This window comes from Paraburkholderia polaris (genome assembly GCF_012927345.1).
Classification (GTDB): Bacteria; Pseudomonadota; Gammaproteobacteria; order Burkholderiales; family Burkholderiaceae; genus Paraburkholderia; species Paraburkholderia polaris.
On the sequence record NZ_JABBGJ010000043.1, the window covers coordinates 14,772 to 41,083 of the forward strand.

The 26,312-nt window shown below is 62.1% G+C and carries 24 protein-coding genes; 5 read left to right on the forward strand and 19 right to left on the reverse strand.

The annotated features are described in order from the left end of the window. Positions 1–32 precede the first annotated feature (32 nt). Entirely contained in the window at positions 33–965 is a 933-nt protein-coding gene (locus HHL24_RS32845) for a LysR substrate-binding domain-containing protein (protein WP_012433318.1), read from the forward strand. Positions 966–1,052: 87 nt separating this feature from the next. Here HHL24_RS32845 and HHL24_RS32850 read toward each other — a convergent pair whose 3' ends face one another. Next, positions 1,053–2,441, reverse strand: coding sequence for an 8-oxoguanine deaminase (locus HHL24_RS32850; RefSeq protein ID WP_169489468.1), 1,389 nt, complete (start codon positions 2,439–2,441; stop codon positions 1,053–1,055). A gap of 515 nt (positions 2,442–2,956) precedes the next feature. Between HHL24_RS32850 and uraH the strand changes: the two genes are divergently transcribed. From uraH to HHL24_RS32870, 4 genes are all read left to right on the forward strand, one after another. Beyond that, entirely contained in the window at positions 2,957–3,310 is a 354-nt protein-coding gene (uraH, locus tag HHL24_RS32855; protein ID WP_074283346.1) for a hydroxyisourate hydrolase, read from the forward strand. 318 nt (positions 3,311–3,628) lie between these two features. Further along, positions 3,629–4,822 carry a urate hydroxylase PuuD gene (locus tag HHL24_RS32860; protein ID WP_169489469.1) on the forward strand — a complete coding sequence of 398 codons (1,194 nt, stop codon included), beginning with the start codon at positions 3,629–3,631 and terminating at the stop codon, positions 4,820–4,822. Positions 4,823–5,078: 256 nt separating this feature from the next. Then, on the forward strand, positions 5,079–5,345 hold the full coding sequence (locus HHL24_RS32865; protein WP_169489470.1) for a helix-turn-helix transcriptional regulator: 267 nt from the start codon (positions 5,079–5,081) through the stop codon (positions 5,343–5,345). Further along, a complete protein-coding gene (locus HHL24_RS32870; RefSeq protein WP_169489471.1) occupies positions 5,342–6,691 on the forward strand; it encodes a type II toxin-antitoxin system HipA family toxin in 1,350 nt (449 codons plus the stop codon). Before HHL24_RS32865 ends, HHL24_RS32870 begins: the two co-directional genes overlap by 4 nt. A 116-nt stretch (positions 6,692–6,807) precedes the next feature. Here HHL24_RS32870 and HHL24_RS32875 read toward each other — a convergent pair whose 3' ends face one another. From HHL24_RS32875 to HHL24_RS32960, 18 genes are all read right to left on the reverse strand, one after another. After that, positions 6,808–7,320, reverse strand: a complete 513-nt coding sequence (locus tag HHL24_RS32875) for an ureidoglycolate lyase (protein ID WP_169489472.1) — start codon at positions 7,318–7,320, stop codon at positions 6,808–6,810. After that, positions 7,317–8,330: an allantoicase gene (alc, locus tag HHL24_RS32880; RefSeq protein ID WP_063495873.1), complete on the reverse strand. Its 1,014-nt coding sequence runs from the start codon at positions 8,328–8,330 to the stop codon at positions 7,317–7,319. Before alc ends, HHL24_RS32875 begins: the two co-directional genes overlap by 4 nt. A gap of 73 nt (positions 8,331–8,403) precedes the next feature. After that, positions 8,404–8,925, reverse strand: a complete 522-nt coding sequence (gene uraD, locus HHL24_RS32885) for a 2-oxo-4-hydroxy-4-carboxy-5-ureidoimidazoline decarboxylase (protein ID WP_169489473.1) — start codon at positions 8,923–8,925, stop codon at positions 8,404–8,406. Further along, positions 8,922–9,872, reverse strand: a complete 951-nt coding sequence (puuE, locus tag HHL24_RS32890) for an allantoinase PuuE (RefSeq protein WP_169489474.1) — start codon at positions 9,870–9,872, stop codon at positions 8,922–8,924. The genes uraD and puuE overlap by 4 nt, the downstream gene beginning before the upstream one ends. Before the next feature lie 250 nt (positions 9,873–10,122). Then, the gene (locus HHL24_RS32895; protein ID WP_169489475.1) at positions 10,123–10,989 is read right to left on the reverse strand and encodes an aspartate/glutamate racemase family protein; all 867 of its coding nucleotides are present in this window, start codon (positions 10,987–10,989) and stop codon (positions 10,123–10,125) included. Positions 10,990–11,013: 24 nt separating this feature from the next. Next, complete coding sequence (locus HHL24_RS32900) at positions 11,014–12,495, reverse strand: NCS1 family nucleobase:cation symporter-1 (RefSeq protein WP_169489476.1); 1,482 nt, start codon at positions 12,493–12,495, stop codon at positions 11,014–11,016. A 336-nt stretch (positions 12,496–12,831) separates the two neighbouring features. Further along, positions 12,832–13,572 carry a GntR family transcriptional regulator gene (locus HHL24_RS32905; RefSeq protein WP_169489477.1) on the reverse strand — a complete coding sequence of 247 codons (741 nt, stop codon included), beginning with the start codon at positions 13,570–13,572 and terminating at the stop codon, positions 12,832–12,834. Positions 13,573–13,887: 315 nt separating this feature from the next. Beyond that, positions 13,888–14,814: a muramoyltetrapeptide carboxypeptidase gene (gene ldcA, locus HHL24_RS32910; protein ID WP_169489478.1), complete on the reverse strand. Its 927-nt coding sequence runs from the start codon at positions 14,812–14,814 to the stop codon at positions 13,888–13,890. 27 nt (positions 14,815–14,841) lie between these two features. Then, positions 14,842–15,705, reverse strand: coding sequence for a tRNA adenosine(34) deaminase TadA (gene tadA, locus HHL24_RS32915; RefSeq protein WP_329606778.1), 864 nt, complete (start codon positions 15,703–15,705; stop codon positions 14,842–14,844). Continuing rightward, positions 15,702–16,103, reverse strand: coding sequence for a DnaJ family domain-containing protein (locus HHL24_RS32920; RefSeq protein ID WP_169489479.1), 402 nt, complete (start codon positions 16,101–16,103; stop codon positions 15,702–15,704). Before HHL24_RS32920 ends, tadA begins: the two co-directional genes overlap by 4 nt. Before the next feature lie 545 nt (positions 16,104–16,648). Beyond that, the gene (locus HHL24_RS32925) at positions 16,649–17,248 is read right to left on the reverse strand and encodes a 2'-5' RNA ligase family protein (protein ID WP_169489480.1); all 600 of its coding nucleotides are present in this window, start codon (positions 17,246–17,248) and stop codon (positions 16,649–16,651) included. 548 nt (positions 17,249–17,796) lie between these two features. Further along, positions 17,797–18,555 (reverse strand): OmpW/AlkL family protein, encoded by a 759-nt coding sequence (locus HHL24_RS32930; RefSeq protein WP_230417661.1) that lies wholly within the window; start codon positions 18,553–18,555, stop codon positions 17,797–17,799. A gap of 70 nt (positions 18,556–18,625) precedes the next feature. After that, a complete protein-coding gene (locus tag HHL24_RS32935; protein ID WP_169489522.1) occupies positions 18,626–20,416 on the reverse strand; it encodes an acyl-CoA dehydrogenase C-terminal domain-containing protein in 1,791 nt (596 codons plus the stop codon). Between the two features lie 14 nt (positions 20,417–20,430). Next, on the reverse strand, positions 20,431–21,378 hold the full coding sequence (locus tag HHL24_RS32940) for an electron transfer flavoprotein subunit alpha/FixB family protein (RefSeq protein ID WP_169489481.1): 948 nt from the start codon (positions 21,376–21,378) through the stop codon (positions 20,431–20,433). Between the two features lie 16 nt (positions 21,379–21,394). Continuing rightward, the gene (locus tag HHL24_RS32945; protein WP_169489482.1) at positions 21,395–22,144 is read right to left on the reverse strand and encodes an electron transfer flavoprotein subunit beta/FixA family protein; all 750 of its coding nucleotides are present in this window, start codon (positions 22,142–22,144) and stop codon (positions 21,395–21,397) included. Between the two features lie 43 nt (positions 22,145–22,187). Continuing rightward, complete coding sequence (locus HHL24_RS32950; protein WP_169489483.1) at positions 22,188–23,792, reverse strand: AMP-binding protein; 1,605 nt, start codon at positions 23,790–23,792, stop codon at positions 22,188–22,190. A gap of 74 nt (positions 23,793–23,866) precedes the next feature. Continuing rightward, complete coding sequence (locus HHL24_RS32955; protein WP_169489484.1) at positions 23,867–25,108, reverse strand: thiolase family protein; 1,242 nt, start codon at positions 25,106–25,108, stop codon at positions 23,867–23,869. Between the two features lie 64 nt (positions 25,109–25,172). Further along, positions 25,173–26,288 (reverse strand): saccharopine dehydrogenase family protein, encoded by a 1,116-nt coding sequence (locus HHL24_RS32960; RefSeq protein WP_169489485.1) that lies wholly within the window; start codon positions 26,286–26,288, stop codon positions 25,173–25,175. Positions 26,289–26,312: the final 24 nt, after the last annotated feature.

Consider the following 26,312-nt stretch of genomic DNA (forward strand, 5'->3'; position numbering starts at 1 on the left):
CGATCAGCCAGAACATATATTTCGGAGAAGTCATGAGTCAGCAACGCGAGGCGATCGATACGTACCTGTTACGCGTCTTGCACACCCTGTTGATGGAGCGCAGCGTTACGCGCGCGGCCGTCAAACTGAATCAATCGCAACCCGCCATCAGCGCGGCGCTGCGCCGCTTGCGCGACATCACCGGCGACCCGCTGCTGGTGCGTGGCAAATCCGGCATGGTGCCGACCGAATATGGCCTGCGCCTGCTTGAACCGGTGCAGAACGCGCTGCGCGAGATCGAACGCATCAAGTTCCAGCAGCACAACTTCGACCCCGCCACGTCGATTCGTTGCTACCGGATCGGCTGCCCGGACTACCTGAACGTGCTGTTCGTGCCGACGGTGGTCGAACGCTTTCGTCAGGCCGCGCCGAACGCGACGCTCGAGTTTCACTCGCTCGGGCCGGCGTTCGACTACGAACTCGCGCTCGAGGACGGCAAGCTCGACATCGTGGTCGGCAACTGGCCGGAGCCGCCGGAGCAATTGCACCTGTCGAATCTGTTCGTCGATCAGATCGTCTGCCTGATGAGCAACGCGCATCCGTTCGCCAAACGCGGCGGGTTGACGCTCGACCAGTACCTGAATGCGCCGCATCTTGCGCCTACTCCTTACTCGGTGGGCCAACGCGGCGCGATCGACGTGCATCTCGCGCGCGAACGGCTAAAGCGTCACGTGGTCGTCACGTTGCCGTACTTCAATCTGGCGCCTTACGTGCTGATCAAGTCCGATCTGATCTTCACGACGACGCGCCTGTTTGCCGATTACTACGCCAAATTCCTGCCGCTGACTGTGGTGCCCGCACCGCTCGACTTCCCGCCGATGCAGTACTACCAGCTGTGGCACGAGCGCGTGCATTACTCCGACGAAGTGCGCTGGCTGCGCAGTCTGGTCGCCGAAGCGACCAAGACGTTGATCGACAAGCCTTAAGCCTTGCTTTACGGTCTATCGGCAACCGTACACGTTCATCGTGGCTGCCGATAGACCTGCTTCTTCTACTCCGCCCTCAGTTCTTCGTCAGGCTGCCGCTTCGTAAAGCGTTTTAGCCAACCGGTTATGCTGCTCGATGACCGGTCCGAGTTCCAGCGTCGTCAACTGACCATTCTTCACCACCACCTTGCCGCCGATCACGCTATGGCTCACCTGCGACGGCGCGCAGAACACCAGTGCCGCCACCGGATCGTGCAACGCGCCCGCAAACAGCGGCTGACGCAGATCGAAGGACACGAAATCCGCTGCCATGCCGGGCGCCAGCGCGCCGATGTCGTCACGATTCAGCACCTTCGCGCCGCCTAGCGTCGCAATCTCCAAGGCTTCGCGCGCGGTCATTGCGTCCGGCCCGAAACCGACCCGCTGCAGCAGCAGCGCCTGGCGCACTTCGGCAACCATTTGCGCACCGTCATTCGACGCCGAACCGTCGACGCCCAAGCCCACCGGCACCCCTGCCAGGCGCATCCGCTTGACCGGCGCAATGCCCGACGCCAGTCGCATGTTCGAACACGGGCAATGTGCGACGCCTGTACCCGTGCGGGCGAACAGTTCGATGCCCGCGTCGTCGAGTTGCACACAGTGCGCATGCCATACATCGTGACCGACCCAGCCGAGGTCTTCCGCGTACTCGGCCGGCGTCATGCCGAACTTCTCGCGGCTGTACGCGATGTCGTTGACGTTCTCCGCCAGGTGCGTGTGCAGCGACACCCCGTAATGCCGCGCCATCACCGCCGATTCGCGCATCAGATCGCGGCTCACCGAAAACGGCGAGCACGGCGCCACCACCACGCGCAACATCGCGTAACGCCCTTCGTCGTTGTACGTCTCGATCAGACGCTGCGTGTCCTTCAGGATGTCCGCTTCACGCTCGACCACCGAATCCGGCGGCAAACCGCCGTCCTTCTGCCCCACGCTCATGCTGCCGCGCGCTGCGTGAAAACGCATGCCGATCCGCTGCGCCGCGACGATGCTGTCGTCGAGGCGGCTGCCGTTCGGGTAGATATACAAATGGTCGCTCGAGGTCGTGCAACCGGACAGCAACAGCTCGGCCATCGCCGTCAAGGTCGAGACTTCGATCATCTCCGGCGTGAGGTTCGCCCACACCTTGTAGAGGTTGGTCAGCCAGCCGAACAACTCGGCGTTCTGCGCCGCCGGAATCGCGCGCGTCAGGCTCTGATACATATGGTGGTGCGTGTTCACCAGCCCTGGAATCACCAGGTGGCCGCGCATATCCAGCACTTCGTCGGCCGTTTGCGGCAACTCCGCCGTCGGTCCCACCGCGACGATGCGGTTGTCCTCGATATACATGCCGCCGTCGCGCAGTTCGCGCCGGGCGCCGTCCATCGTGACCAGCACGTCCGCGTGCTTGACCAGCATCGTTTTCTTCGGCTTGCTAGCCGCCTGCTCCATCGTCATTCGTTTCTCCGCTTTATTGCTTCCGTGCAAAGCCGTTCGAACGCGATGGGGCGGCACGCCAACCGTGCCGCCGCGTCCCGTCGAACGCCGTTGGCCCGGTTACCCAGCGTATTTCCGCCGTCTTCGGGGTGCGCCGCGCTTCACTCACGTTTGCTGCGGCGCACAGGCGTAACCTTCGACGGTCAAAATAATGCTGACAACTCGTGCCACTGCGATACCCAACCTCACGCTGACGATATAGTGGGCCATTTTTGGCGCCGGTACGATCGAATTGCAGTGCAATAGTCGAACGAATCGACTCCCTACGGCTTTCAACAAGCTGTCTGTCATGCGCCAGGTATTATCTTTCCTATCTCGCGTGCGCTGACACGAACAACCTTTTTACAATGGCTGCACGGCGCTCGCTTCAATTCGCCGACGGGTATGTAGCCACTGACGTGGAGCCTCGATCCGCCGCAACGTATTCTGGATCGGGCCGCCGCCGAAACCTCGCATTCACATAAGGAAAATTGCGAATGGGAAAGCTCACTACCCATGTGCTCGACACCGCGAACGGCCGTCCCGGCGCGGGCATCAAGGTCGAACTCTTTGCGCTCTCCGGCGACACCCGCCGCGCGCTCAAAACCACCACCACCAATGACGACGGCCGCTGCGACCAGCCGCTGCTCGAAGGCGACGCATTGGTCCCGGGCGAATACGAACTCGTATTCGGCGCCGGCGATTACTTTGCGTCGATCGGCACGAAGGTGCCGGAGCCGCGTTTCGTCGATCGCGTTGTGTTGCGTTTCGGCGTGGCTGATGCCGGCGCGCACTATCACGTGCCGCTGCTGGTGTCGCCGTGGTCGTACAGCACCTATCGGGGCAGCTAAGTGGGCAACTGAGCGCACGGCGCGTTTTTTGATAGGTGTTGGAGGAGGACGAGGTTGAAGTCGCGTTGCATTTCCGAGCGCGCCCGATTGCACTGCGCGGATCTTTGGAGACACCCGCGAAGCGCAATCGAACGCGAGCGACTCGACCTGACGTTCCAATAAAAAACGGCGCGTGCGAACTGAGCGCACCGCGTCTATCACCCCGCAGTCTGTGCAGCGACGCCATGCATGCCGACGACCCGTCAGCCGGGTCACCGAAGGCGCAGTCAGGGCACAAGCGTCGTTGCGCGCACAACGAATCAGAAGTGGAGGAGTTTCATGGAAGGCTTTATCACAGACTGGCTGAACCTGGCATTGCGCTGGTTTCACGTCATCGCCGCCATCGCCTGGATCGGCGAATCGTTCTATTTCGTCGCGCTGGACAACAGCCTGAAACCGCCAGAGGACCCGAACCAACGCAGGCGCGGCGTGTTCGGCGAACTATGGCACGTGCATGGCGGCGGCTTCTACAACATGCAGAAGTACACCGTCGCGCCGCCGGAAATGCCGGACGACCTGCACTGGTCCAAGTGGCCGTCGTACACCACGTGGCTGTCGGGCGCGAGCCTCTTCACGGTGCTGTATCTGTTGTCGCCGTCCACGTACCTGATCGATAAGAACGTGCTCGACATGGGCCCGGTGGTCGCGGTTGCTTCGGCACTCGGCTTCCTCGCCGCGGGCTGGATCGTCTATGACTCGCTGTGCCGCCTCCTCGGCAACAAGGACAAGGTGCTCGGTATCTGCGTCGGCGTTTATGTGGTGGTCGCGGCGTACCTGGCGTGCCATATCTTTGCGGGCCGCGCGGCTTACCTGATCATGGGCGCAATGCTGGCGACGATCATGTCGGCCAACGTGTTCTTTGTGATCATCCCGGGCCAGCGCAAGATGGTTGCCGCCATGCTCAAGGGCGAAACCCCGAACCCGATCTACGGCAAGCGCGGCAAGCAACGTTCGGTGCACAACACGTATTTCACGCTGCCGGTCGTGTTCGCGATGCTGTCGAACCACTACGCGATGACGTACACGAACCAGTACAACTGGGTCGTGCTCCTGATGATCATGCTGGCCGGCGCACTGATTCGCCAGTTCTTCGTGATGCGTCACCGTGGGCAGGTGCTGTGGTACCTGCCGCTGGTTGGTATCGTGCTGATGTTCGCCGCCCTCTTCTGGACGATGCCCAAGCCGATCGTGCCGCAAGCGCAGGCAGCGAATGCGCCGTCGGTCAAGGTGGCCGATATCGCGCCGGTGCTGCAACAGCGCTGCGTGGCATGCCACTCCGCCCATCCGACGATGATGGGCAGCGCCCCGGCCGGCGTGTTGCTGGATACGCCGGATGAGATCTCGCAGAACGCACAGCGGATCTATCAGCAGGCGGTGACGTTGAAGGCGATGCCGCTGGGCAACGTCACACACATGACCGACGACGAGCGCATGAAGATCGCCGCGTGGTTCGAAGGTGGTGCAGTGAAGTAATGCGCTGGCCGGGTGTTATGCCCGGCTTTGCAGAGTATAAAGCGGGCTTTTCGCGTAAGCGGAGAGCTCGCTTTTTTGTTGGCCATTCGATCCAGATGGCTTGTCAGAATGACAATTTGAATTGTCGCCCGAGAGACACAAATTACGAAAAATACGCTGAAATGTAGCCCATGAGGCACAAAGCCATAAGAACAAAATGTGTCTTATGGGCTACAGTATAGCTACTATCAGCAAATTTGACGCCCAGAGGCTACAAATGACCAATCTCGCTGACGTATCGAACATGCTGAAGGCCGTTCGGCGCGAAAGCCACCTGTCGCAAGAGGAATTGGCGCGCCGCGCGGGCGTCGCGCGTACCACCGTCGCGCGTATGGAAACGCTAGCCAAAAACGATATGAGCGTGTCGGTGCTCGTGCGCCTGCTCGAAGCGGCCGGCTACGACCTCAAGTTCGTCGCGCACGGTCACGGGCGGACGCTCGAAGATATCCTGGCTGAACAGCGCATGCCGGACGCTGACTCATGAGGCTCGACGTCCAGGTACTGGGCAAGCACGTCGCTACGCTGTTTCGCGAGCGCGACGACTACGTCCTCAAATACAACCGTGACGCGACCGCGGCCGACTTCGTCAGTCTAACCATGCCGGTACGCGAAGAAGCCTGGCGCTGGCCACGCGACCTGCATCCGTTTTTCCGGCAGAATCTGCCGGAAGGCTACCTGCTGAACCTGATCCGCGAGCAATTCGGCCCCCTACTCGACGGCACCGATCTGTCGCTGCTTGCCGTAGTCGGCGCCATGGGGATTGGCCGCGTTACCGTGACGCCCGAAGGCGTCGTGCCGGGCACCGAACTGCAAGCGCTAGATGTGCAGGACATCCTGCATGGTGACAACACGGCCGAACATTTCGCTTCGCTGGTGCGCGAATATGCGCGCGCGGCCATCTCGGGCGCGGTGCCGAAGTTCATCGCGCCGCAGGCGGCAGCTTCCGGCGAGTCCACGCCGATGCCACTCGGCAAACCAACCATCCGAACGAGCCGCCACATTGTCAAAGGCTCCGACGACAACACACCGTTTCTCGGTTTCAACGAGTTCTACTCGATGCGCGTGCTCGAACGGCTCGGCGTGGCGCCGGTCGCACGCACGCAGATGTCGGACGATGGACGTGCGTTGATCGTCGAGCGTTTCGACGTGGATGCGCGCGGACTGCCCGCGTACGGAGTGGAAGACATGTGCGGTTTATTGGGCTTGCCGCCGCACGAAAAATACAATTCGACCAGCGAAAAGATGCTCAATGCCGCGCGCGCCTACCTGCTCGATCGCGACAGCATGCGGCAGCAACTCGAGCATCTCGGCTGGCATTTGCTGACAAACTACGTCGTACGCAACGCGGACTGCCATACAAAGAATGTCGCGCTGTTCTACACGTCCGTGGACGACGTCGCGTTTACACCCGTCTACGACATTGTCACGACGCAGGCTTATCCCCGTTTCGCAGCCAATCCGCCGGGGCTGCCGATCGACGGACGCAAGACATGGGCGGCCGGCAAAACGCTCGAACGATTTTTCAACACGCGCATGGGGATCGCACCGCGGCAATACGCACAGATGGTCGAAGCGTTATGCGACTCGGCGGTCGCCGTCGGGCACGAGTTGATTGAAGCGGCACGCAACGAACCGCAGTGGCGCAACGTCGCCAAGCAGATGCTGCACGCGTGGGACGACGGTATGGCGTCGTTGCGATCGCCGAAGAAGAGCTTGCAGTTCAAAGGACTCAAACCGGCGATCGAAGCGGCGGGATTTTCCGCACCGGAGCCGGCTGAACATGCGCGTGAAGTCATCGGGCGTTCACCGCTGCTCGGCAAGCGCAACTGACCAACGAGATTGCAGCCCACAGGTGTACTGCTCCGCAAATAAAAAAAGCCCACAGCATTGCACTGTGGGCTTTTTTACAACCGACCTGCTCGACCTACAACGCTAAAGCAACGACCTCAAACAGTCACTGCGCTCAACGCATCTTCAGTGAGCCAGAGCGACTCGGCCAGATCCTGCTCGTTCAGGTTGAGTCCATCACCGCCACGATCGACAACGATAAAGTCGCTCACGTCGCCCAATGCGATCAGCGGATGGTGCCAGACACCCTTCGCATAGTTCACTCCTTGCCAGCCGCTCGTCACGAACGCGCGAATCTGCGTCGGATCAAGCTCACCCGCCGGCGCCACGACCACCAGATACGGCTTGTCGTTCAGCGGCACGAAGGCCTGACTGCCGAGCGGATGACGTTCGAGCATCTTCACTTCGAACGGCAACGTGCGCGGCTGACCGCGAAACAGGTTCACCAGCGTGCGGCCGTTCTCGTCGGTCACGTCCACTTTCGCGAGATCGTGATAGCGGATCGTGGTGCCGAGGTTGATCGGAATCTGCTTCGCGCCTTCGAGTTCGACCACGTCGCCGAATGCGGCGAACGCTTCCTTCGTCAACGGTTCGATAGCCAGCGTTTTCATGATGCGAGCGTGCCCCACAGACGCAGACGCGACACGCCGCCGTCCGGAATGATGTTGAAGCGCACGTGCGTGACCGGACCCAGCGCAGCGATTTCGCTTTCGAAATAGTGCTGGTTGTCCATCTTCAGCTTCTGTTCGCCCAGCAGCACCGGCCAGAACATGGCTTGCGTGATCAGCGAGCTGTCCGTGCCGCCCGTTACATAGGCGGCCTGGATCGAGCAACGGTCCGGATAGTTGCCCTTGAAGTGAGCGGTATCGACCTCGATCTTCCTGATCACGCCCGGTTGCGCCAGCGCGACGATCGCCCAGTCATTGCCCGGTTCACGACGACGGCGCGTTTCCCAGCCGTCGCCCATGTTCACGCCGCGGCCCGGCATCAGAATCGTCGATGCAGCGCCGAAGTGCTGGTTGTTGGCCGCGACCAGATACGCGCCGTTTTCCATTGCGGCCAGATCGAACTGCTCGGTCCGGCTTGCGCCTGCCCAATCGACTTGCGGCTGGCCGTACACACGAAGGCGCGCAATACCGCCGTCCGGGTAGATGTTCACGCGCAGGTGCGTGTAAGCGTTCGCGTCGCTGACTTCGTGATAGTGGTGGCTGTTGCCTTGCAGCGTGGTCGACGGAACGATTTCAGTCCATTGCGTCGACTGGTTCGGCACGCCGTCCACGACTCGCGCAGCCTCAACCGAAGCCGCTGGCGGGAAGTTGCCCGTGAAGTGGCTGGTGTCGAGGTCGAGACCCTTGATTACGCCCGGACGCGCGAGCTTCACAACGCACCAGTCGTAACCGTTGGCGCGCTTGCGGCGCGTTTCCCAGCCGTCCATCCACTTGCCGTTGTCGTCGTACTTGCCCGGAATGAAGACGGCCGGCTCCGGATTCAGCATACGTTCCTTCGGTGCGAAGAAATCGTCGCTGGCCTCGAGCGCCTGCGCGCCCAGACGCGGGTCCGCCAGATTCACATAGCGGCGCGTGAATTCCGGTGCGTTGGGGTCGAGAATCGGGAGTGCCATCTTTGTCTTCCTTAATGTTTGTTGGTGCTGAAAAAACGTTTCGGTTCGAGGTCCGCGACGCGTAGTTGAAACCTTACGCGTCGATCAGGTCGTCGAGCCGGAAACGTGCGATGCGGTAGATCTGATCGAGGCTGGCGCGCAATTCGTCCGCGCGACTGTTGTTCACGCGCGCCTCGAAGTTCGCGATGATGCCGTGACGGTCGTAACCGCGCACCGCGAGAATGAACGGAAAGCCGAACTTCTCGCGATAGGCGCTATTCAACGCCACCAGTCTGTCAAATTCTTCCTGCGTGCACTGAGCGAGGCCCGCGCCGCTCTGCTCACGCGTGGATTCGGCCGTCAACTCGCCACGCACCGCAGCCTTGCCGGCGAGCTCCGGGTGGGCGTTGATCAGCGCCAGTTGCTTCTCTTCGCCGGCCGTCTCGACGATGTTCGACATCTTGCTATGCAGTTCGTCGATGCTGGCAAACGGCCGTTGTTGCGCGGCAATTTCCGCGACCCACGGCGAGTGCTCGAAAATGCCCGACAGCGCTGCGACGAACGCGTCGGTCGAGATGCTGTTGAGTTGGTCCAGAGTGTATTGCATCGCCTTCATGCCGCTGCCCCGCGGTTGTTTTGTTGGTAAGGGTGATGTTCGCGCCAGTGACGCGCGATATCGACGCGCCGCGTCACCCACACGCGATCGTGCTGTTCGATATGATCGAGAAAACGTTGCAGCGCGCGGAAACGCCCCGGACGGCCGAGCAGACGGCAGTGCATGCCGATCGACAGCATCTTCGGTGCTTCGTCGCCTTCTTCGTAGAGCACGTCGAATGCGTCGCGCAGGTACGTGAAGAAATGGTCTGCGGTGTTGAAGCCTTGCGGGCTTGCAAAGCGCATATCGTTGGTGTCGAGCGTGTACGGCACGATCAGTTGCGGGCTCGTTGCGCCGCCCGTCACTTCGACATCCATCCAGAACGGCAGATCGTCGCCGTAATAGTCCGAGTCGTACAGGAAGCCGCCGTATTCGGCGACCAGACGATGCGTGTTCGGACTGTCGCGGCCGGTGTACCAGCCAAGCGGCCGCTCGCCGGTGATGCGCTCGATCGCTTCCATGCCGAGGCGCATGTGTTCCGCCTCTTTTTCCGGCGTCACGTCCTGGTAGTGAATCCAGCGATAGCCGTGGCAAGCGATCTCATGACCGAGTTCGACGAAGGCGCGCCCCAGCTCAGGATGCCGCTCGATCGCCATGCCGACGCCGAACACCGTGAGCGGCAGGCCGCGCTTTTCGAATTCGCGCAGGATGCGCCATACACCTGCCCGCGAGCCGTATTCGTAGATCGACTCCATGCTCATGTGACGCGCCGGATAAGACGCCGCGCCAACGATTTCCGACAGGAACTGCTCTGAGCCCGGATCACCGTGCAGCACGCAGTTTTCACCGCCTTCTTCGTAGTTCAGGACGAATTGCACCGCGACGCGCGCTCGACCCGGCCAGTTCGCCTGCACCGGGTGGCGGCCGTAGCCGATCAGATCGCGTGGATAGTTCGAGTCGAGTGGCATGGTTTGACGAATGCGTGGTGACGGTACGTAAAATTCGCGTGGAACTCACGTGACATGCACGTGGGGTTTGCGTGCGTTCTGCATGCGTTTGCATGTTACGCATGCCGGCGCGGGCAAAAACAGCCCGAAAGCAGCCCTGAATAGCGGCACCAGAAGCAGCAGCAAAATAGCGTTCGGGTACCAGCGCCGAGTGGGACCAGTGTAGCGAAAACGCCCGGGTGCGCCCATACACCCGGGCAGATAGTGCGTGTCAGACTGGATGTATGTGCGAAGCCGGTCCCACCGGGCGTTCCGTGGTGTTTACCCGCAGTAAACCCGTCGAATTTGCGCTTTCCGCGGCGCTTGCGGCCGCATCGCGAGACGACTGAGGATTTGGGTCCGCATCGGTCGGACTGAACGCTTGCAGCGCGCCGTCGTAGCGCTTGGCCAACGGACGCGCGTAGTCACCCCGTTTGGCCGTCGACAGTCGCAGCGCGACCAGCGCCTCGGTCCATTTGACCGCCGCCGTCACGCCCTCGATCACCGGCGCGCCCAGGGCATCTTCAATCTCCGCGCACAATTCGGCCATCCCGGCGCAACCGAGCACGATCGCGTCCGAACCGTCTTCCTCCAGCGCGCGCCGGCATTCGTCGAGGATGATGCGGCGCGCCGCCGAGCCAGGCTTATCCAGGTCGAGCACGGCGACATCGGTGGCGCGCACGTTGCGGCAAAAGCGCTTCATGCCGTAACGCTCGGCGAGATGCCACGCCATGCCGCACGTACGTGCCAACGTAGTCACCACCGAAAATCCCGGCGCCAGCACGCTTGCCGCGTGCATCGCAGCTTCAGCGATGCCGATCACCGGACCGCGCGCCAACTCGCGGGCCGCGTATAAACCGGGGTCGCCGAAGCAGGCAATCACGTACCCGTCGCAACCCTCACGCTCACCGGCGATGACCTCAGCCAGCAAGCCGGGCGTCGCAAGCGCTTCGTCGTAATAGCCTTCAATCGACGGCGGCCCCATCGTGGGATTCACCGCGATTACTTCAGTGCCGGGTGCTGCGACTTCGCGCGCGCAGCGGCCCATCGCGTCCGTCATACGCTGTGTCGTATTCGGATTGATCAGTTTGATACGCATATCGACTCCTGTTGCAGCACTGGCTCAGCGAGCGAGCACACGGTAGAACACTGCACCCAATCCAGCCCCGATGAACCATGAGAAATTGGCCATCCCGTCGAGCGCCGGCACCATCACGCAGATCACGGCGATGAGCGCAGCCGGCAACAATGCAGCCACGGCTCGGTAGTTGACACCATTGGTGTACCAGTATGAGCCGGCTGGAGAGACCGAGTAGAGATCATCGAGCACGACCCTTTGACGCTTCACGAGAAAGTAGTCAACGATCAGGACGCCATACAAAGGTCCAATGAAACTGCCGAGTACATCGAGCGTGTAGTGAATGACCGCCGGGTTGTTGAACAGATTCCACGGCGTGATGAAGATCGACGCCACCGCCGCGAGCATGCCGCCCGCGCGCCAGCTGATCAGACGCGGCGCGACGTTCGAGAAATCGAAGGCCGGCGACACGAAGTTAGCGACGATGTTGATGCCGATAGTCGCAATCGTGAAGGTTAATGCACCGAGAATCACCGCGGTCGGATAGTCGATACGGCCCACCGTTTCGACCGGGTCCGTGATCAGTTGGCCAAACACTGGCAGCGTGGCTGCGGTCGTGATCACTGTCACCAGCGAGAAGGCGAGGAAGTTGACCGGCAGACCCCAGAAGTTGCCGCGCTGCACGCTGCGAAAACTCTTGCCGTAGCGCGAAAAGTCGCCGAAATTCAGCATCGGTCCGGAGAAGTACGAGACCACCAGCGAGGTCGCCGTGATCATCACCGGCACCACTTCCATGCCGTGATATTTGACGCCGCCCAGATTGATGCCGATGTTTCGCCATCCTGCGCGATACACCATGTAGCCGGCGAGAATAAACATCACCACATAGACCGCCGGACCGGCGTAGTCGATGAACTTCTTGATGGTCTCCATGCCGTGCCAGAACACCAGCGCCTGCAACACCCACAGCAACATGAAACCGGCCCAGCCCAAGGTGGAGAGCCCCATGAAACCATGGTGATGCACGTCCGCGTACGGCAGCAATTGTGGGACGAACTTCAGCACCACGATCACCAGCGCGCTCGAAGCCAGATAGGTTTGGATTCCGTACCATGCGACTGCGATCAAGCCGCGAATCACGGCAGGGATATTCGCGCCGAGCACGCCGAACGTTGCGCGGCAGGCTACCGGATAAGGCACGCCGTTCGCCTGACTCGGCTTGGCAATCAGGTTGCAGAGCACGTTGACAATCGCAATGCCGACCAGCAGCGCGATCAGCACCTGCCAACTCGTCAGCCCAAGCGCGAACAGACTGCCCGCGAACACATAGCCGCCGACACTGTGCACGTCTGACATCCAGAACGCGAAGATGTTGTAAGCGCCCCAGGTTTGATGGCGCAGCGGCGCCAGATCTTCGTTGTACAGCCTCTCGCTGTAACCTGCCGGGATCGGCGAATCGCTGGGCGCGCCGCCGTCTGCGTATGTGGGAATTGCGGGACTGCCGGGTGCTGCACTGAACTGTGCCATGATTCCTCCTTGGACTAGGGACCATCGATAGCGAATCGAAGGACGTTGCATCGGCCATGCCAGTCGTGCCCTCTTCCCTCGATCGGGAAACAGAAGGTTCAAACCGACTGATTGACCGCGCCGCAGGTGTCTCCGTACTTGATGTACTTGTGGTTATCGCACCGCCAGCAGCGCGGACTCCGGGCGGTGCGTTACTACTTCAAGGCTGTCATCCTGTGACGGCCACGCGTGCACAAGCCGGCAGCGCTCACGCCGAGCCGCCTTGCAACGCCTGATTCAGTTCAGTTCAATTCAGTGCGGCGCGCACCAGCAACGAGCGCGCACCGGCCGCCTGCCTCAGCCTGGCGCGGACTTGGTCTTCGGTGCTTCCTTCGGTGCGCCGTTACGTGCGCCGAACACTTCGTGCAGGTCGGCCGCGCCACGTGCTGGGCGGTCCAGCATCTTCAACTCGACGCTTTGCAAATGGCGCGACATCAGGGCCGCCGCCTCTTTTGCATCGCCGGCGTCGAGCGCGGCGAGAATCGCTTCATGGTCTTCGAACGAGCAAGGGCTGCGTCCGAGTGACTCATACAGTGCCGAAATCAGCGTGGAGCGCGCCACCAATCCATTCAGGCAGTCGCACAGCACGGTATTGCCAGTGAGCCCGGCCAGTTCAGTATGGAACTCACCTGACAGGCGAATCCACGCCGGAAAATCACGCGTTTCAAATGCTTTGCGTTCACGGCCGATCATGCTGCCGATGCTCTTCAACCGGCGCATGCCATGACCGCCGCAAATCTTTTCAACCACGGCCAACTCGATGATCCGGCGCATTTCGAACACCTCATGCACTTCCTGCAGCGACGGACTGGCAACAAACGCACCACGATTCGGTTCGAGGTCAACGAGGTGGTCGGTCGCCAGTTGCGCGAGCGCCTGCCGGATCGGGCCGCGCTTCACGCCGAATACTTCGCATAACTGCGCTTCTGTCAGCTTGGCGCCAGGAGCTAACCGATGCTCGAGGATCGCGGCGCGGATGCGCTCGGCGATCGCTTCGGGTTTCGAACTATTCGCGGCGGCGGAGTCTGTGTCGGACATGATGTGTGTCTCGGTATGTTTGTCATCATAGGACGGACATAAAGATTGTCAACAATTTTTGCCTTTAATTTCGACAATCTGGATGGCCGGGCCATGCTGCGGGCTAGCGAACACCCGCACAGGCCTTACGCTGCTTCACTACCAGTTTAATTAATGCATAGGATGGTCGTCTATTGGAGACGGTTTTTGTCAACAAAGTGCGGGACACTCATGGGGCTGTTCTGTGGGGAGTGGTTGCAAAAACACCGACCGTTAGTTGCGTTACTTATCGGAAAAGAAAGCGGGTACACACCCGCTTCCCTGCCCCGTGCCGTTTCAGGCGAGGGTTGGATAGCCCGATAACGTCAGTTTGAACCCGTGCGCGTTGGCGACGAGGTGTGCGTCCGCGCCGACCGGCAGCGTCAGCATGTTGGGAATATGGCCGAATTGCAGGCCGGTGATGACCGGAATCCCGACCACCGACCTCACCTGCTCGATCATCGTGTGCAGGTCGTAGCCGTTGTCGTAATCGTACGGTTTGCCGCCCGAGAAATCGCCGAGCACAAGCGCCTGCTGCTGCGCGAGGATGCCCGACAGGTGCAACTGATAAAGCATCCGCTCGATCCGGAACGGCTGCTCGTTGACATCTTCGAGGAACAGAATGCCGCCCTGCACCGCCGGCAGGTACGGCGTTCCAATCAGCGACGTCACCACCGCCAGATTGCCGCCCCACAACGTGCCCGTCACGTCGGCAGTGTGCGGTTGCGGCGCGTTGCTCGTCACCGTCATGGTCGGCTGGGTCAACGCAGACCAGAAGTGCTGCATCGTGAATTCGCTCAAATCTTCCGCGCCGAAGTCGCTCATCAACATCGGGCCGCCGAAGGTTTTCACACCCGCGCGTGCCAGCAAAGCAAGCTGTACCGCGGTGAAATCGCTATGGCCTACCAGCGCGACCGGCTGATCGGCCAACCGCCGTTGCAACCCGTCGTAGTCGAGCCCATGCAGGATGCGCACCGCGCCATAGCCACCACGCACGGCTAGCACGATGTCGGGCAACTGGCGCGAGGGGTCGGCCAGCCGGTTCAGATCGGCGGCACGCTCGCCGTCGGTGCCGGCGAAGCGCTGGTAGCGGCGCCTTGTCACCTCCACGCCTTCGACGCGGTGCCCCTGCGAATGCAAGCGGCGCAACGCGCGATGCAGCACATCGGCATCATGCGGATACCCGGACGGCGCGATCAACTCAATGTTGCGATGGACGGTCATGGGCAAGACCTGTTGGACGTTATTGTTTTAGAGCGGCTCAGCCGACCCCGGTTCGCTGCGTGTTTGGGAATGTCCTTCGTGGTGTTCGTCGGGACGCCCTTCGACGTGTGCGCCGCGGTGCGCTTCGCCGTGTATTTCGCTGCGTGTTTCAACCTGCACGCCGGGGTGGGCTTCGCCGCCTGCTACGGCGAGCGCTTCGCCCCGTGCCGCCGCGCGTGCTTCACGGCTTGCGCGCCGCCGCTCGGCAAAGAACGATTTGAGCGCGGCGCCGCATTCGGTTTCGAGTACGCCGCCGGTCACCGTGGTGTGGTGATTCAACTGCGGGTTCGCGAATGCATCGACGACGCTACCGCACGCGCCGGTTTTCGGATCGCGCGCCCCGAACACGACGCGTGCGATGCGCGCGTGCATGATCGCACCGGCGCACATCAGGCAAGGTTCCAGCGTCACATAGAGTTCACAGCCCGGCAGACGGTAGTTTTCGACAGCTTGCGCGGCTGCGCGCAATGCGATCATTTCCGCATGTGCCGACGGGTCGTGAGCACCGATCGGATGGTTAAACCCTCTGGCGATAACTTCGTCGCCCCGCACGAGCACTGCGCCAACCGGCACTTCTCCGGCTGCGCGAGCCTCCTCGGCGGCGGCCTGGGCGAGCGCCATGAAGCGGCGATCGCGCTCCGAGACAGGCGGTGCGGGCGCTTCGTCTGGCGTGGGGGTATCGATCGGCGTAGGGGCGGCAGCTGTTTGAGTTGAATCACTCAACGCGGGTGCTGAAGCGTCGGGACCCACTGAGCCGGCCTGAGCAGCCGGCAATGCGGCCGCCTCAGTCGATTCGCGGTACTCGAAAGACTCCGGACCAGGCGCGGCGGAGCGGGCAGGCGGCTCGCTCACTGCGAACCCGCGTCGGCCAAATTGAGGTTGCCGACGCGCTCCGACAGCCGCTCGGCAATGCGGCGGCAGTATTCGCGCGGCAGGACCAGCGGGCCGCCGCGCAGCGATTCAAGCGCCATATCCAGCGCCAGCATGTGCGCCTGGAGACGGCAGCGGGTAGCCCGGTCGCTCACGGCATTCAGCTCCACTTGCAGGTCGCGCAAGGCGCGCAGCTGCTCGACAGCCGGCGGCACGAAACCCGCGTTTCTCAAAATCCGGTTGGCGACACGCACTTCCTCCGGGACCAGTGCATCGTCCTCCAGGGGCAGCGGCGCGCCTGCGCCCGGCAAATCATCGAACTCACCGCGCGCGGCTGCGGCGGCAATACGCTGTTCGACTAACGCATCAAGCAATTTCATCTGCAGTCCACTACGTTGCGGCCCAAGCATTCTATCAGGGAGCGCTAGACGATTCTGGCTGTCTGACCGACGAATCCCCATGGTTTTCAGATTTTGCGTATTTGAGGGGTACATGGCGTGGATTAGGGTGGAGGGTTGCCGGCGCCGCCGCTTCGTGTCAGCAAAAAACTTACGAATATCTTTCGTCATGCGCCGCGACAACGGCCGCCCTCATCTGCCTCACTCGTGGAGTCCACTTACGCTATGCAATCCAGAATCACCGACCACCGCTTCGACACAGCACTTCCAGCTTGCGCCGCACACGTCGATCCGCACCTGACTGCATTGCCAGCGCTGCTTCGAAAGCGTGCCTTCAGGCGATGCCTACGCACGACATTGTTGGCCACTACGATGGCGGCCGCATTATCAGGCTGCGGCGTGTTCTGCGGAGGTGCAGGCGGAAGCGGCGGCGGCTTTGCCGGCGGCTGTGCAACCGGCGTGCGGTTCTAGTCCGGCACACCTCAACGCATTTGCTTCACCACGGCCGACGCGAGGCAGTACGACGTTCACCCGGCCGCCAACGGCCAGCGCGCCAGAACGACATGCCGGGTACGCCCGAGCAGGCTGTGCACCAGAGCAAACTCACGCACATTCCAACTGACAGCTTCGACAGGACGTGTCGCGATCCAGGGCATGCCATACGCGAGGGTCACGTGTGGGGTGTATGGCGTACTTGACGAGACCGCGCGGTCCCCAAAACCGGCGTTTTGCAATGCCAATGTAAGTGCGTCGTGAAGCGTGTGGAGTCCAAGGACACCCTCGCCTCCGCTCAACACCAGCGGCCCCGGCCGCGGCTTCAGCGCAAAACTGAGCGCACTGTCGAACTCGACGCTAAAAGGCGCCATCGTGATCGACGCGGCCGCGCTCATGGCCGCATCCACCCGTGCGGGCGGCAAACCGCCCGCGAAATTCCCGAGGTGATGCAACGTAACATGCATACGGTTGGCCGCAAGAGGCTTGCTCTTCGAGCGCGTCTCCCCACAGAGCTGTTGCGCCAGCTTTGAGATGGCCGCCGCCGTACGTGTATCTGGAAAGACGGCGAAGAACAGGCCGTCTGTCGGCACAGGTGGCGCCTCAAGTCCGGGCAGCCAGAGTTGCTCAGGCATGGCGCGCCTGAATGGGTGACGCAGACATTTAGAAGAATCTCCTCTCATCGATGCGGGCTTGCCCGCGCATCTGAAAATTTTCACAACCCGACGGCGCGAGGTTCACCATGCCCCGCCTCTCCGTGCCCATTGACGCCCATTGACGCCCGATAAACTTGCACTCGCTGGCTCTCCACGCACAATACTGTACATTCATACAGTATCGATGGCAACGTGGAATTGCTCAAGAAGCGGGAAGTATTGGCCGACGCCGCGAAATGCTCCCGAGCTGCTAAGCATGCCCGGCACACATAAAAAACGGCGCCGTGGCGCTCTCTTCCATGCCATCAAATCGAGCGCCTGCGAAGGGCAGTCAAAGACGCAAGCCATCCCGCCACTGCCGATACGGTCAGCAATGCCATCTCAGCCGGAACGACGCTATCAGCCGACAAACCTCGGGCTGGGTATTCTTCCGGCTGCCCCCTCTTTGCATGGAGACCGCGGCCGCACGATTGCGTAAAGGCGTGCGTGTTCCGTGCAATCGCCCAACGGTCACGTCGCGACCGGGTCTAGAATCGGTATCCAATTCCGAGAAAGACGATCACCGGGTCCGCCGTGATGCGCGTCTTGTTGGACAACACCGTCTGACCGTTGGCGGCCACAGAACTGACCGTCGCGTTTGTCTTCAGAAACAGATATGTCACCGACGCAGTTGCGTACCAGTTCTTGCTGATGTTGTAAGAGGCGCCCACGTCGAACGCAGGGTTCCATGACGGACTGAGCGAAGCCTTGACCTGTCCGCCCGGCCCCGCAATCTCTTGCAACGCGCCACTGAATGTCGAATTGAGATTGGTATGCGAGTACCACGTATAGTTCGCGCCTATACCGACAAACGGGCGCAGCTTCGTCTGCGCGTCGAAGAAGTAATACTTCAGGAACAGAATGGGTGACCACGACCGGGTGGTGGCGAGCGGCGCCAGATTCCCCAGATTGAGCGATGGGCCGCCGGCACCGAATGGTGCGGCGTTGCCCTGCGCATAGAGCTTGAGCTTGGGCGGTATGCCCGCCGCCAGGTCAAATGCAATATTGTCCGTGACGAAATACGTGTTCGAGAGTTCCAGGGTGAGCGTGTTATGTATCTGACCACCCGTTCCCGAAGACGTGAACGTGCCCAAAGCCGAACTGCTCTGTAACGAAGTTGCGGAAGACGGGCCAAAGTCGAGCCACGCCCCACCCATGCTGGTGATGAGACTGCCTGCGCTCTGCCCCATCGCACTGGAACATATCGCGCCCGATATTAACGCCAGGCATGCAAGTTTTTTCATCATGTCTCCTCCAATTTATTTCGGATTACATATCGATACTTTCGTATCGACGTTCTGTTTCTTGAATCACCGCTCAGAACTGTTCGATTGGCAGGCTCGACCCGCTCGATGCGCCGCTGCGGATCGCCTCCAGAAGCGCATTCGCTTTGGGCAAGACCTTGTCGGCGTAGAAGCGCGCAGTGGCGAGCTTGGTGCGATGAAAGTCCGGGTCCTCATTCGCTGCGCTTTTTCCCGACGCAACGAGCGCTGCGCGCCCCATCTGCCACCCACCGCACACGTAGCCGGTGAGCATGAGATAGTCGACGGAACTGGCAAGCGCCGCTTCGGGCTGAGTCACCAGTGCATGGAGCATCCAGGCGGTGGCATCGTCGAGCGCCTGTACACCGGCCGCGAGCGCCGTACCGACGGACGCCACTTGCGCATCCGTGCTTCGCTCCAATTCCAGCGCGACCTGACGCATCTCCGCAACAAGTTCAGCCATCCCCGCGCCCTGATCTGACGCGAGCTTGCGGCCTGCGAGATCGGCAGCCTGAATGCCCGTCGTGCCCTCGTAGATCGGCGCGATGCGCGCATCGCGCAGGAACTGGCATGCGCCCGTCTCTTCGATGTAGCCCATCCCGCCGTGCACCTGCACACCCATCGACGCAATCTCGACGCCCAACTCCGTGCACCATGCCTTCAACACGGGGATCAGAAGATCGACACGCGCCTGGCGATGTGCGCGCCCAGCGGCGTCGGGGTCACGATGCGCGCGGTCCATGTCCGCGGCCATCACGTAGGCGAAAGCTCGCATCGCTTCGATCTGGGACTTCATCGTCATCAACATACGCCGCACATCAGGGTGATGGATGATCGCCACAGCGCCACCCGATTTGCCAACCGCGAGCCGCCCCTGGACGCGTTCCTTCGCGTACTCGCGGGCCTGCTGATAAGCGCGTTCCGCCATCGCGAGCCCTTGAATACCCACCTTCTGGCGCGCCTCGTTCATCATCGTGAACATATGCGCGAGACCTTTGTTCTCCTGCCCCACCAGATAACCGATCGCCCCGCCTTGATCACCGAAGCTCATCACGCAGGTCGGGCTCGCGTGAATGCCGAGCTTGTGCTCGAGGGACACACAGTGCACGTCGTTGCGTTGCCCTGGAGAGCCGTCGTCATTCAGCAGGAACTTGGGCACGACAAAGAGCGATATGCCGCGCACGCCCTCGGGCGCGTCCGGCGTGCGTGCGAGGACAAGATGAATGACGTTGCCCGTCATATCGTGATCGCCCCACGTGATAAAAATCTTCTGACCGTAGAGGCGATAGTGGTCGCCTTGGGGTACCGCCTTCGTGCGCACGGCGGCGAGATCCGAGCCCGCTTGCGGCTCGGTCAGGTTCATGGTTCCCGTCCACTCACCGCTGACGAGATTGGGCAAATAGCGTCCCTTGAGTTCTTCCGAGCCGTGCTGCCTTAGCGCCTCCGTCGCGCCCGCCGTCAACAGAGGACACAGTGCGAACGCCATGTTGGACGAATTCCACATCTCGACGGTCGCCGCATGCAGCAACTCGGGCAGCCCCTGGCCGCCGAACTCCGGGTCGCCGGAGAGGCCGCTCCAGCCGCCTGCGACGAACTGCCGGTAGGCTGTCGCGAAACCGTCCGCGGCAACGACGCCGTCCTTCGTCAGGCGCGCGCCCTGCTCGTCGCCTGACTTGTTGAGCGGTGCCAGCACTTCGGTCGCGAGCTTCGCCGCCTCCTCGAGCACAGCCTCGGCGAGTTCGGGGTTCACCTCCTCGAAGCCCGGCAGCGCAGACAACTCGTTAAGACCGGCCAGTTCCGTCATGACGAAACGCATGTCGCGCAGCGGTGCAATATAGATGCTCATCATGGTCTCCGGGATTAGCTCTGTTGCAGTTTGTCCAGTTCACCGGACAACTCCGGTAATACCTTGAAAAGATCGCCGACGATCCAATAGTCGGCGACCTGAAAGATCGGCGCCTCTTCGTCCTTGTTGATCGCGACGATCACCTTCGAGTCCTTCATGCCGGCCAGATGCTGGATCGCGCCGGAGATGCCAACCGCGATGTAGAGCTGCGGCGCGATGACCTTGCCGGTCTGGCCCACCTGATAGTCGTTCGGCGCGAAACCGGCATCCACGGCAGCGCGCGACGCGCCGACCGCTGCGCCCAGTTTGCTGGCGATGTCCTCCAGCAGTGCGAAGTTTTCGCCGGAGCCCATGCCCCGGCCGCCCGAGATCACCCGTTGCGCCGCTGTCAGCTCAGGGCGCTCGGAACGGGTCAGTTGGTGGCTCACGAATCGTGAGCCCGGGACTTCGATGGCCGGTGAAAGCGATTCGATCGCCGCCGCGCCGCCAACGGTCTGCGCCGCCGCAAAGGCTGTCGTGCGTACTGTGATGACCTTGATGCCGTCCGCGCTTCGCACCGTCGCTAGCACGTTGCCCGCGTAGATGGGGCGCACGAACGTATCGGCGGATTCAACGGCAACGATGTCGGAGATCTGCGCGACGTCGAGCAGCGCGGCCACGCGCGGCATCGCGTTCTTCGCGGTTGTGGTGGCGGGCGCCAGCACGTGGCTGTAGTCGGCGGCGATCGTCGTGATTAGCGCGGCCAGGTTCTCGGCCAGCGGATGCGCGTAGTGCGGCGCATCGGCGACCCGCACGCGCTTCACGCCGGCGATGCTTGCGGCCTGTTCGGCCACTGTCGCGCATTGCGAGCCGGCGACGAGAACATGAATGTCCTCGCCAAGACACGCAGCGGCGGTGACGGTGTTCAACGTTGCAGCCTTCAGCGTCTGATTGTCGTGTTCTGCAATAACGAGTATGGACATGTTTCCCTCTTCCGTTTCAGATGACGTGTGCCACGTGCTTCAGCTTGGCCACGAGCTCCGCGGCATCGGCCACGCGAATGCCCGCCTCGCGTTTGGCCGGCTCCGCGAGCTTCAGCGTCGACAGCCGCGGTGCGATGTCGACGCCGAGGGCATTGGGTGTCACCACGTCGAGCGGCTTCTTCTTCGCCTTCATGATGTTGGGCAGCGTCGCATAGCGCGGCGTGTTCAGCCGGAGATCGGCGGTAATGACCGCCGGCAGATCGACTTCGATCGTTTCGAGGCCGCCGTCGATCTCGCGTGTGACCGTGGCCTTGCCCGCTTCGACGGCGATCTTCGAGGCGAACGTCGCCTGCGGCCAGCCGAGCAGTGCCGCAAGCATCTGACCGACCTGGTTCGAGTCATCGTCGATGGCCTGCTTGCCGAGCAACACGAGTTGCGGCTGCTCCTTGTCGACCAGCGCTTTGAGCAGCTTCGCAACGGCGAGCGGCTGCAACTCGGCGTGAGTCTCAACGAGAATGCCGCGGTCAGCGCCGGTTGCCAGCGCCGTGCGCAGCGTTTCCTGGCAGGCCTGCACCCCGCAGGACACGACGACCACCTCTGACACCAAGCCGGCTTCCTTCAAACGCACGGCCTCTTCCACGCTGATTTCGTCGAAGGGGTTCATCGACAGCTTCACATTCGCGATGTCGACGGCACTGCCGTCGGCTTTCACGCGGACTCTCACATTCGCGTCGACGACGCGTTTGACAGGAACCAGAACTTTCATTGCCTACTCCATTTGAATATTGCGTGGGGTTCGCCGCGCACCGTCACAGCGTCTCGGTAAATACGCTGTCGCGCTGCGTGTCCAACATGTCTATCAGATAGCGTTCAAGCGGTTTTTCCGACGCTGTCTTCGGTATTTCGGGCACCACCTGCAGCCAGGAGATGACCGAACTCGCTTCCAGCTTCGCGCGGCACGCGCGGAATATCTGCTGCGGGTCGAAGCGGGCCGCGTCCTTGGGCACCACCGCCGCGACCACATCCTTTTCCCCCGGCGCGCCTGACGCGGCCTTCACGCCGTACACGTAGACGTCTTCGACAAGACTGGATTCGGCGATCACCTTCTCGATCGGCGCCGGATTGATGAACTCGCCGTTGTGGCGAATGCCGCCACCTTTGCGGTATTCGAAGAAGAGCCAGCCGTTCTCGTCTTCGCGCACGACGTCGCCCATGCACAGCCATCCGTCCCTGCACTTCTTCGCCGACGCTTCCGGATTGCCGAAGTATTCGACCTTGAACGGCGAGCCGTCCGCCGGACGGAACAGCAGTTCGCCGGGAACGCCAGGCGCGCAGTCGTTGCCGTCGTCGTCGACAATGCGGTGCCTGAGAATCGGCGCCGGCTTGCCAATACTGCCCACTGGGCCGATGCCGAGTGGCTTGACCGTAATCCCGCCTTCCGCCGCACCGTAGAACTCAACGATCTGGATACCGAAGCGCTGCTCAAACGCCTTCCAGATCGCCGCCGGCATCCCCGCGGATATCACGAAGCGCACGGGGTTGTCCGCGTCATCGGGCTTGTTCGGCTCGCTGTAGACCGCCGTGGTCATTCCACCGAGTAGCGTGAAGGTCGTACAGCGGTACTTGCGAGTGATGTCCCACAGACGCGACTTCGTAAAGCGGCGCGACAGCACGGCGCGCATGCCGGCGGTGAGCGAGGCGCCCAGCGTCACGATCTGTGCATTGGCATGCGTCAGCGACAGTCCCGAGTACGGCCGGTCGCCGGGCACGTAGCCAAACAGCGCCGACACCGCCGCCGATGTGCCGCAATAGCGGCGATGCGTCATCACAATGCCCTTCGGATCGCCGGTGGTGCCGGACGTGAAGATCAACTGCATCGCGCTGTCGGGATCGCGGACCACGATAGGCAACTCGGGCACCCGTTCCGGCAGCAACGCGCGGTACGACGACACGCCGGGGAAATCGCCGAGCGGCTTCGCGCCCTCGTCCGTTTCGAGCCCGATCACCCAGGACAGATGGGACAGCGAAGCTCGTACGGCAAGGAGGTTGTCGAGCGCATAGTCCGCGGCGATGACGCCGCGGCAGCGCGGGCTATCGAGCATGAAGGCGAGCTTCTCGCCTCGCGCGCGCGGATCGATCGGCACGAACACGGTGCCCGAAATCGACGCCGCGACCATCGCGTCAATAAACTCCGCGTGATTGGCCATCAGCAGCGCGAAGTGCTCGCCGGGTTGCAGGCCCTGATCGATCAGCACCTGCGCGAGCCGTTGGCCGTTCTCCCACAGCTGCCGGTAGGTGCGCACGTCATCGGGCCGCACGCCGGCGCCTTCGACGGTCAGTACGTCGAGATCCGGCATGGTCTCGACGCGGTTGGCGAGCAACGCTGCCAACGTAGTTTCGGGTGTGGTGCTCATGGCGCCCTCTCTCCTTGCAGATGCGGTTCGGTCTTGCGCGTTCGCAGAATCTGTCGCGGCGTCGCAGTTCGGCCTCAGCGTCCGAGAATCGTGATGCTGGCAACGGCCTCTTCCACGCCGCACAGTCCGCCGCCGTTCTCCGCGATCGCGATGCGGGCGCCCTCCACCTGGCGGGCGCCCGCCTCACCGCGTAACTGAGTCACGAGTTCGTAAAGCTGACCCAGTCCTGTCGCACCGATCGGATGCCCCTTCGATTCGAGGCCGCCCGACGGATTGATTGGAATCCGTCCGCCTATCGTCGTCTCGCCTCGTTCCGCGGCCACCCCGCCCATGCCCGGCTCGCACAAGCCGAGTACTTCGGACTGGATGATTTCTCCGATCGCCGTCGCGTCGTGCACCTCGGCGACCGAGACATCCTGCGGCGGGACGCCCGCCTGCTCATAAGCGCGCAACGAGCCCAGCCTGACCAGATGCCGGTCGAGCGCCGTGGCCGGCCGGTCGCTTCCCGTTTGCAGCACGGACGCCAGCACACGAATGGCGCGCGAGCGCCGCCCACCCAACAGCGCGAGGCCGGCCTCGCTGCACACGATCGCCGCGGCCGCGCCATCGCTGACGGGCGAACACATCGGCAGCGTGAGCGGAAAGGTGATCGGCGGTGCGCCGAGAATCTCTTCGATCGAGTAAGCCTGCCGGTACTGCGCGAGCGGGTTGTGAACAGAATGTCCGTGGTTCTTGGCGGACACGGCGGCAAACTGCCGCTGGGTGGTGCCGAATTCGCGCATGTGCATACGGCCCATCGACGCGTAGATATCCATGAATACGCTGTACGGTTTCGTCGAGACGCTGCCTGCGGGCGGCTCGATGCCCTCGCCCATATCGAGCAGCCGGCGCTTGCCGTTCTCGGTGTCGTGCACATCCCACGCGCCGTCGAAGGCGCTGAAGGTGCGCACCTTGTCCGTGGAGAACATCTTCTCGGCGCCCGCCGCGAGCACGATGTCGGCAGCACCGGCTTTCACGTAGTTCACCGCAAGGTGAAATGCGGTGCTGGCGCTCGCGCAGGCGTTCTCGACGTTGATCACCGCGACCTTGTCGATGCCCATTGCCCGTAGCGCAAGCTGGCCGCGAATCATGTGCTGGCCTTCCATGTGCCCCTGGGTGGAGTTGCCGAAAAACGCACCCTGCAACTGCGCCTTGTCACAGCCTGCGTCGGCGAGCGCGTCTTCCACTGCCGCGCGCGTGAGCTGCTTCACGCTGGTATCCAGATGCTTGCCGAAGGGCGTCATGCCGACGCCCGCGATATACACTTCGTTGCCCATATCGATTCTCCACCGCCAGGAAGGACGCGCCGCGAACCGCCGACGCAAACCATCCGATTCGTCGTCAAACGCTCTTTATCTCGTAGGCGAGATATCCTTCCTCGGCCTGCGCGGCGACCAGATTGCGTGCGCCAAACGCCTGCGCCGGTGAAACGAAACCTGCCGCGTGCAGTTGCCCGCGCAACACGCGGCGCGCCGCCTCCGCACCGAGCACACCGGTTTGCGCATAGGGCGAGTTGCCGCGCAGAATCACACTGACGGAATTCGTATTGCCGCGCCCCTGACACGACAGCGTGCAGCGATTCACATCCGGGTTTTCACGCGCGGGCTCGACCTGGGTCACGGCTTTGCCCCATTCGTTGGTGACGTCTTCCTGTTTGGCGGGGTCGAGGTGGCGGCAATCTTCCTCGAACTTCTTCAGCAGGCCGACCACCGCGAGAAAGCGCTCCTGATTCCTGAACGACACGAGCGTCTGGCAATTTCGCACGCGTGGGTCGTCCTGGTACCACACCGGCTCGCCGCCCCCACCCCATGGCAACGCATTCAGCAGCAGGTGTTCACCCGGCACGTGAACCTGATACGGCGTTGCCCATGGCCACTGCACCAGTTGCTTGTTGCGCAGGTAGAACTGCGGCTGCGTACACATCCGCAGGAACGACATCGTCGAGGCGACGCTCACTTCCGAGTCGCCGAGATAGAGCACGTCGAGCGTGTCGATGCCCGGGGTTTCCAGCGCAATCTCCGCAGCGAGATTGCCTTCAGCCCACATGTACGAATTGCCGGGACACAGCGCCAGATTCCGGGCAGCGAAGGCCTCGCCATACGTGCGTTTCAGCAGCGACATCCAGTCGGTCTCGCCGGTGGTGTCGAAGTAATGGCAACCGGCCGCGAGACTCGCCTCGACAACAGGGCGCCCGAGCTGCATGAACGGCCCGACGATATTGATCACCACCTTCTTGCCATTGAAGAATTCGGTGAGCGCGCCCGTCTCGTGCTGAACCGCAACGCACTGATAGTCATGTCCGGCGAGTTCGGGCACCTTCGCCAGCTCTTCTTCCAGCCGCTCCTTGCTGCGCCCGGCGGCAATGAACGGAATGCCGCGTTCGGCGAGCTTCCATGCCGTGAGCTTGCCGGTGTAGCCACTCGCTCCATAGAGGACCACTTCGTATGTCGTTGCCATGTCGTCGTCTCCTTCAGGTTGTCA

Coding starts and splice junctions, on each gene's coding strand:
- HHL24_RS32845 (WP_012433318.1), top strand. CDS start 33: ATGAGTCAGCAACGCGAGGCGATCGATACGTACCTGTTACGCGTCTTG.
- HHL24_RS32850 (WP_169489468.1), bottom strand. CDS start 2,441: ATGACGATGGAGCAGGCGGCTAGCAAGCCGAAGAAAACGATGCTGGTC.
- uraH (WP_074283346.1), top strand. CDS start 2,957: ATGGGAAAGCTCACTACCCATGTGCTCGACACCGCGAACGGCCGTCCC.
- HHL24_RS32860 (WP_169489469.1), top strand. CDS start 3,629: ATGGAAGGCTTTATCACAGACTGGCTGAACCTGGCATTGCGCTGGTTT.
- HHL24_RS32865 (WP_169489470.1), top strand. CDS start 5,079: ATGACCAATCTCGCTGACGTATCGAACATGCTGAAGGCCGTTCGGCGC.
- HHL24_RS32870 (WP_169489471.1), top strand. CDS start 5,342: ATGAGGCTCGACGTCCAGGTACTGGGCAAGCACGTCGCTACGCTGTTT.
- HHL24_RS32875 (WP_169489472.1), bottom strand. CDS start 7,320: ATGAAAACGCTGGCTATCGAACCGTTGACGAAGGAAGCGTTCGCCGCA.
- alc (WP_063495873.1), bottom strand. CDS start 8,330: ATGGCACTCCCGATTCTCGACCCCAACGCACCGGAATTCACGCGCCGC.
- uraD (WP_169489473.1), bottom strand. CDS start 8,925: ATGAAGGCGATGCAATACACTCTGGACCAACTCAACAGCATCTCGACC.
- puuE (WP_169489474.1), bottom strand. CDS start 9,872: ATGCCACTCGACTCGAACTATCCACGCGATCTGATCGGCTACGGCCGC.
- HHL24_RS32895 (WP_169489475.1), bottom strand. CDS start 10,989: ATGCGTATCAAACTGATCAATCCGAATACGACACAGCGTATGACGGAC.
- HHL24_RS32900 (WP_169489476.1), bottom strand. CDS start 12,495: ATGGCACAGTTCAGTGCAGCACCCGGCAGTCCCGCAATTCCCACATAC.
- HHL24_RS32905 (WP_169489477.1), bottom strand. CDS start 13,572: ATGTCCGACACAGACTCCGCCGCCGCGAATAGTTCGAAACCCGAAGCG.
- ldcA (WP_169489478.1), bottom strand. CDS start 14,814: ATGACCGTCCATCGCAACATTGAGTTGATCGCGCCGTCCGGGTATCCG.
- HHL24_RS32920 (WP_169489479.1), bottom strand. CDS start 16,103: ATGAAATTGCTTGATGCGTTAGTCGAACAGCGTATTGCCGCCGCAGCC.
- HHL24_RS32925 (WP_169489480.1), bottom strand. CDS start 17,248: ATGCCTGAGCAACTCTGGCTGCCCGGACTTGAGGCGCCACCTGTGCCG.
- HHL24_RS32930 (WP_230417661.1), bottom strand. CDS start 18,555: ATGATGAAAAAACTTGCATGCCTGGCGTTAATATCGGGCGCGATATGT.
- HHL24_RS32935 (WP_169489522.1), bottom strand. CDS start 20,416: ATGAGCATCTATATTGCACCGCTGCGCGACATGCGTTTCGTCATGACG.
- HHL24_RS32940 (WP_169489481.1), bottom strand. CDS start 21,378: ATGTCCATACTCGTTATTGCAGAACACGACAATCAGACGCTGAAGGCT.
- HHL24_RS32945 (WP_169489482.1), bottom strand. CDS start 22,144: ATGAAAGTTCTGGTTCCTGTCAAACGCGTCGTCGACGCGAATGTGAGA.
- HHL24_RS32950 (WP_169489483.1), bottom strand. CDS start 23,792: ATGAGCACCACACCCGAAACTACGTTGGCAGCGTTGCTCGCCAACCGC.
- HHL24_RS32955 (WP_169489484.1), bottom strand. CDS start 25,108: ATGGGCAACGAAGTGTATATCGCGGGCGTCGGCATGACGCCCTTCGGC.
- HHL24_RS32960 (WP_169489485.1), bottom strand. CDS start 26,288: ATGGCAACGACATACGAAGTGGTCCTCTATGGAGCGAGTGGCTACACC.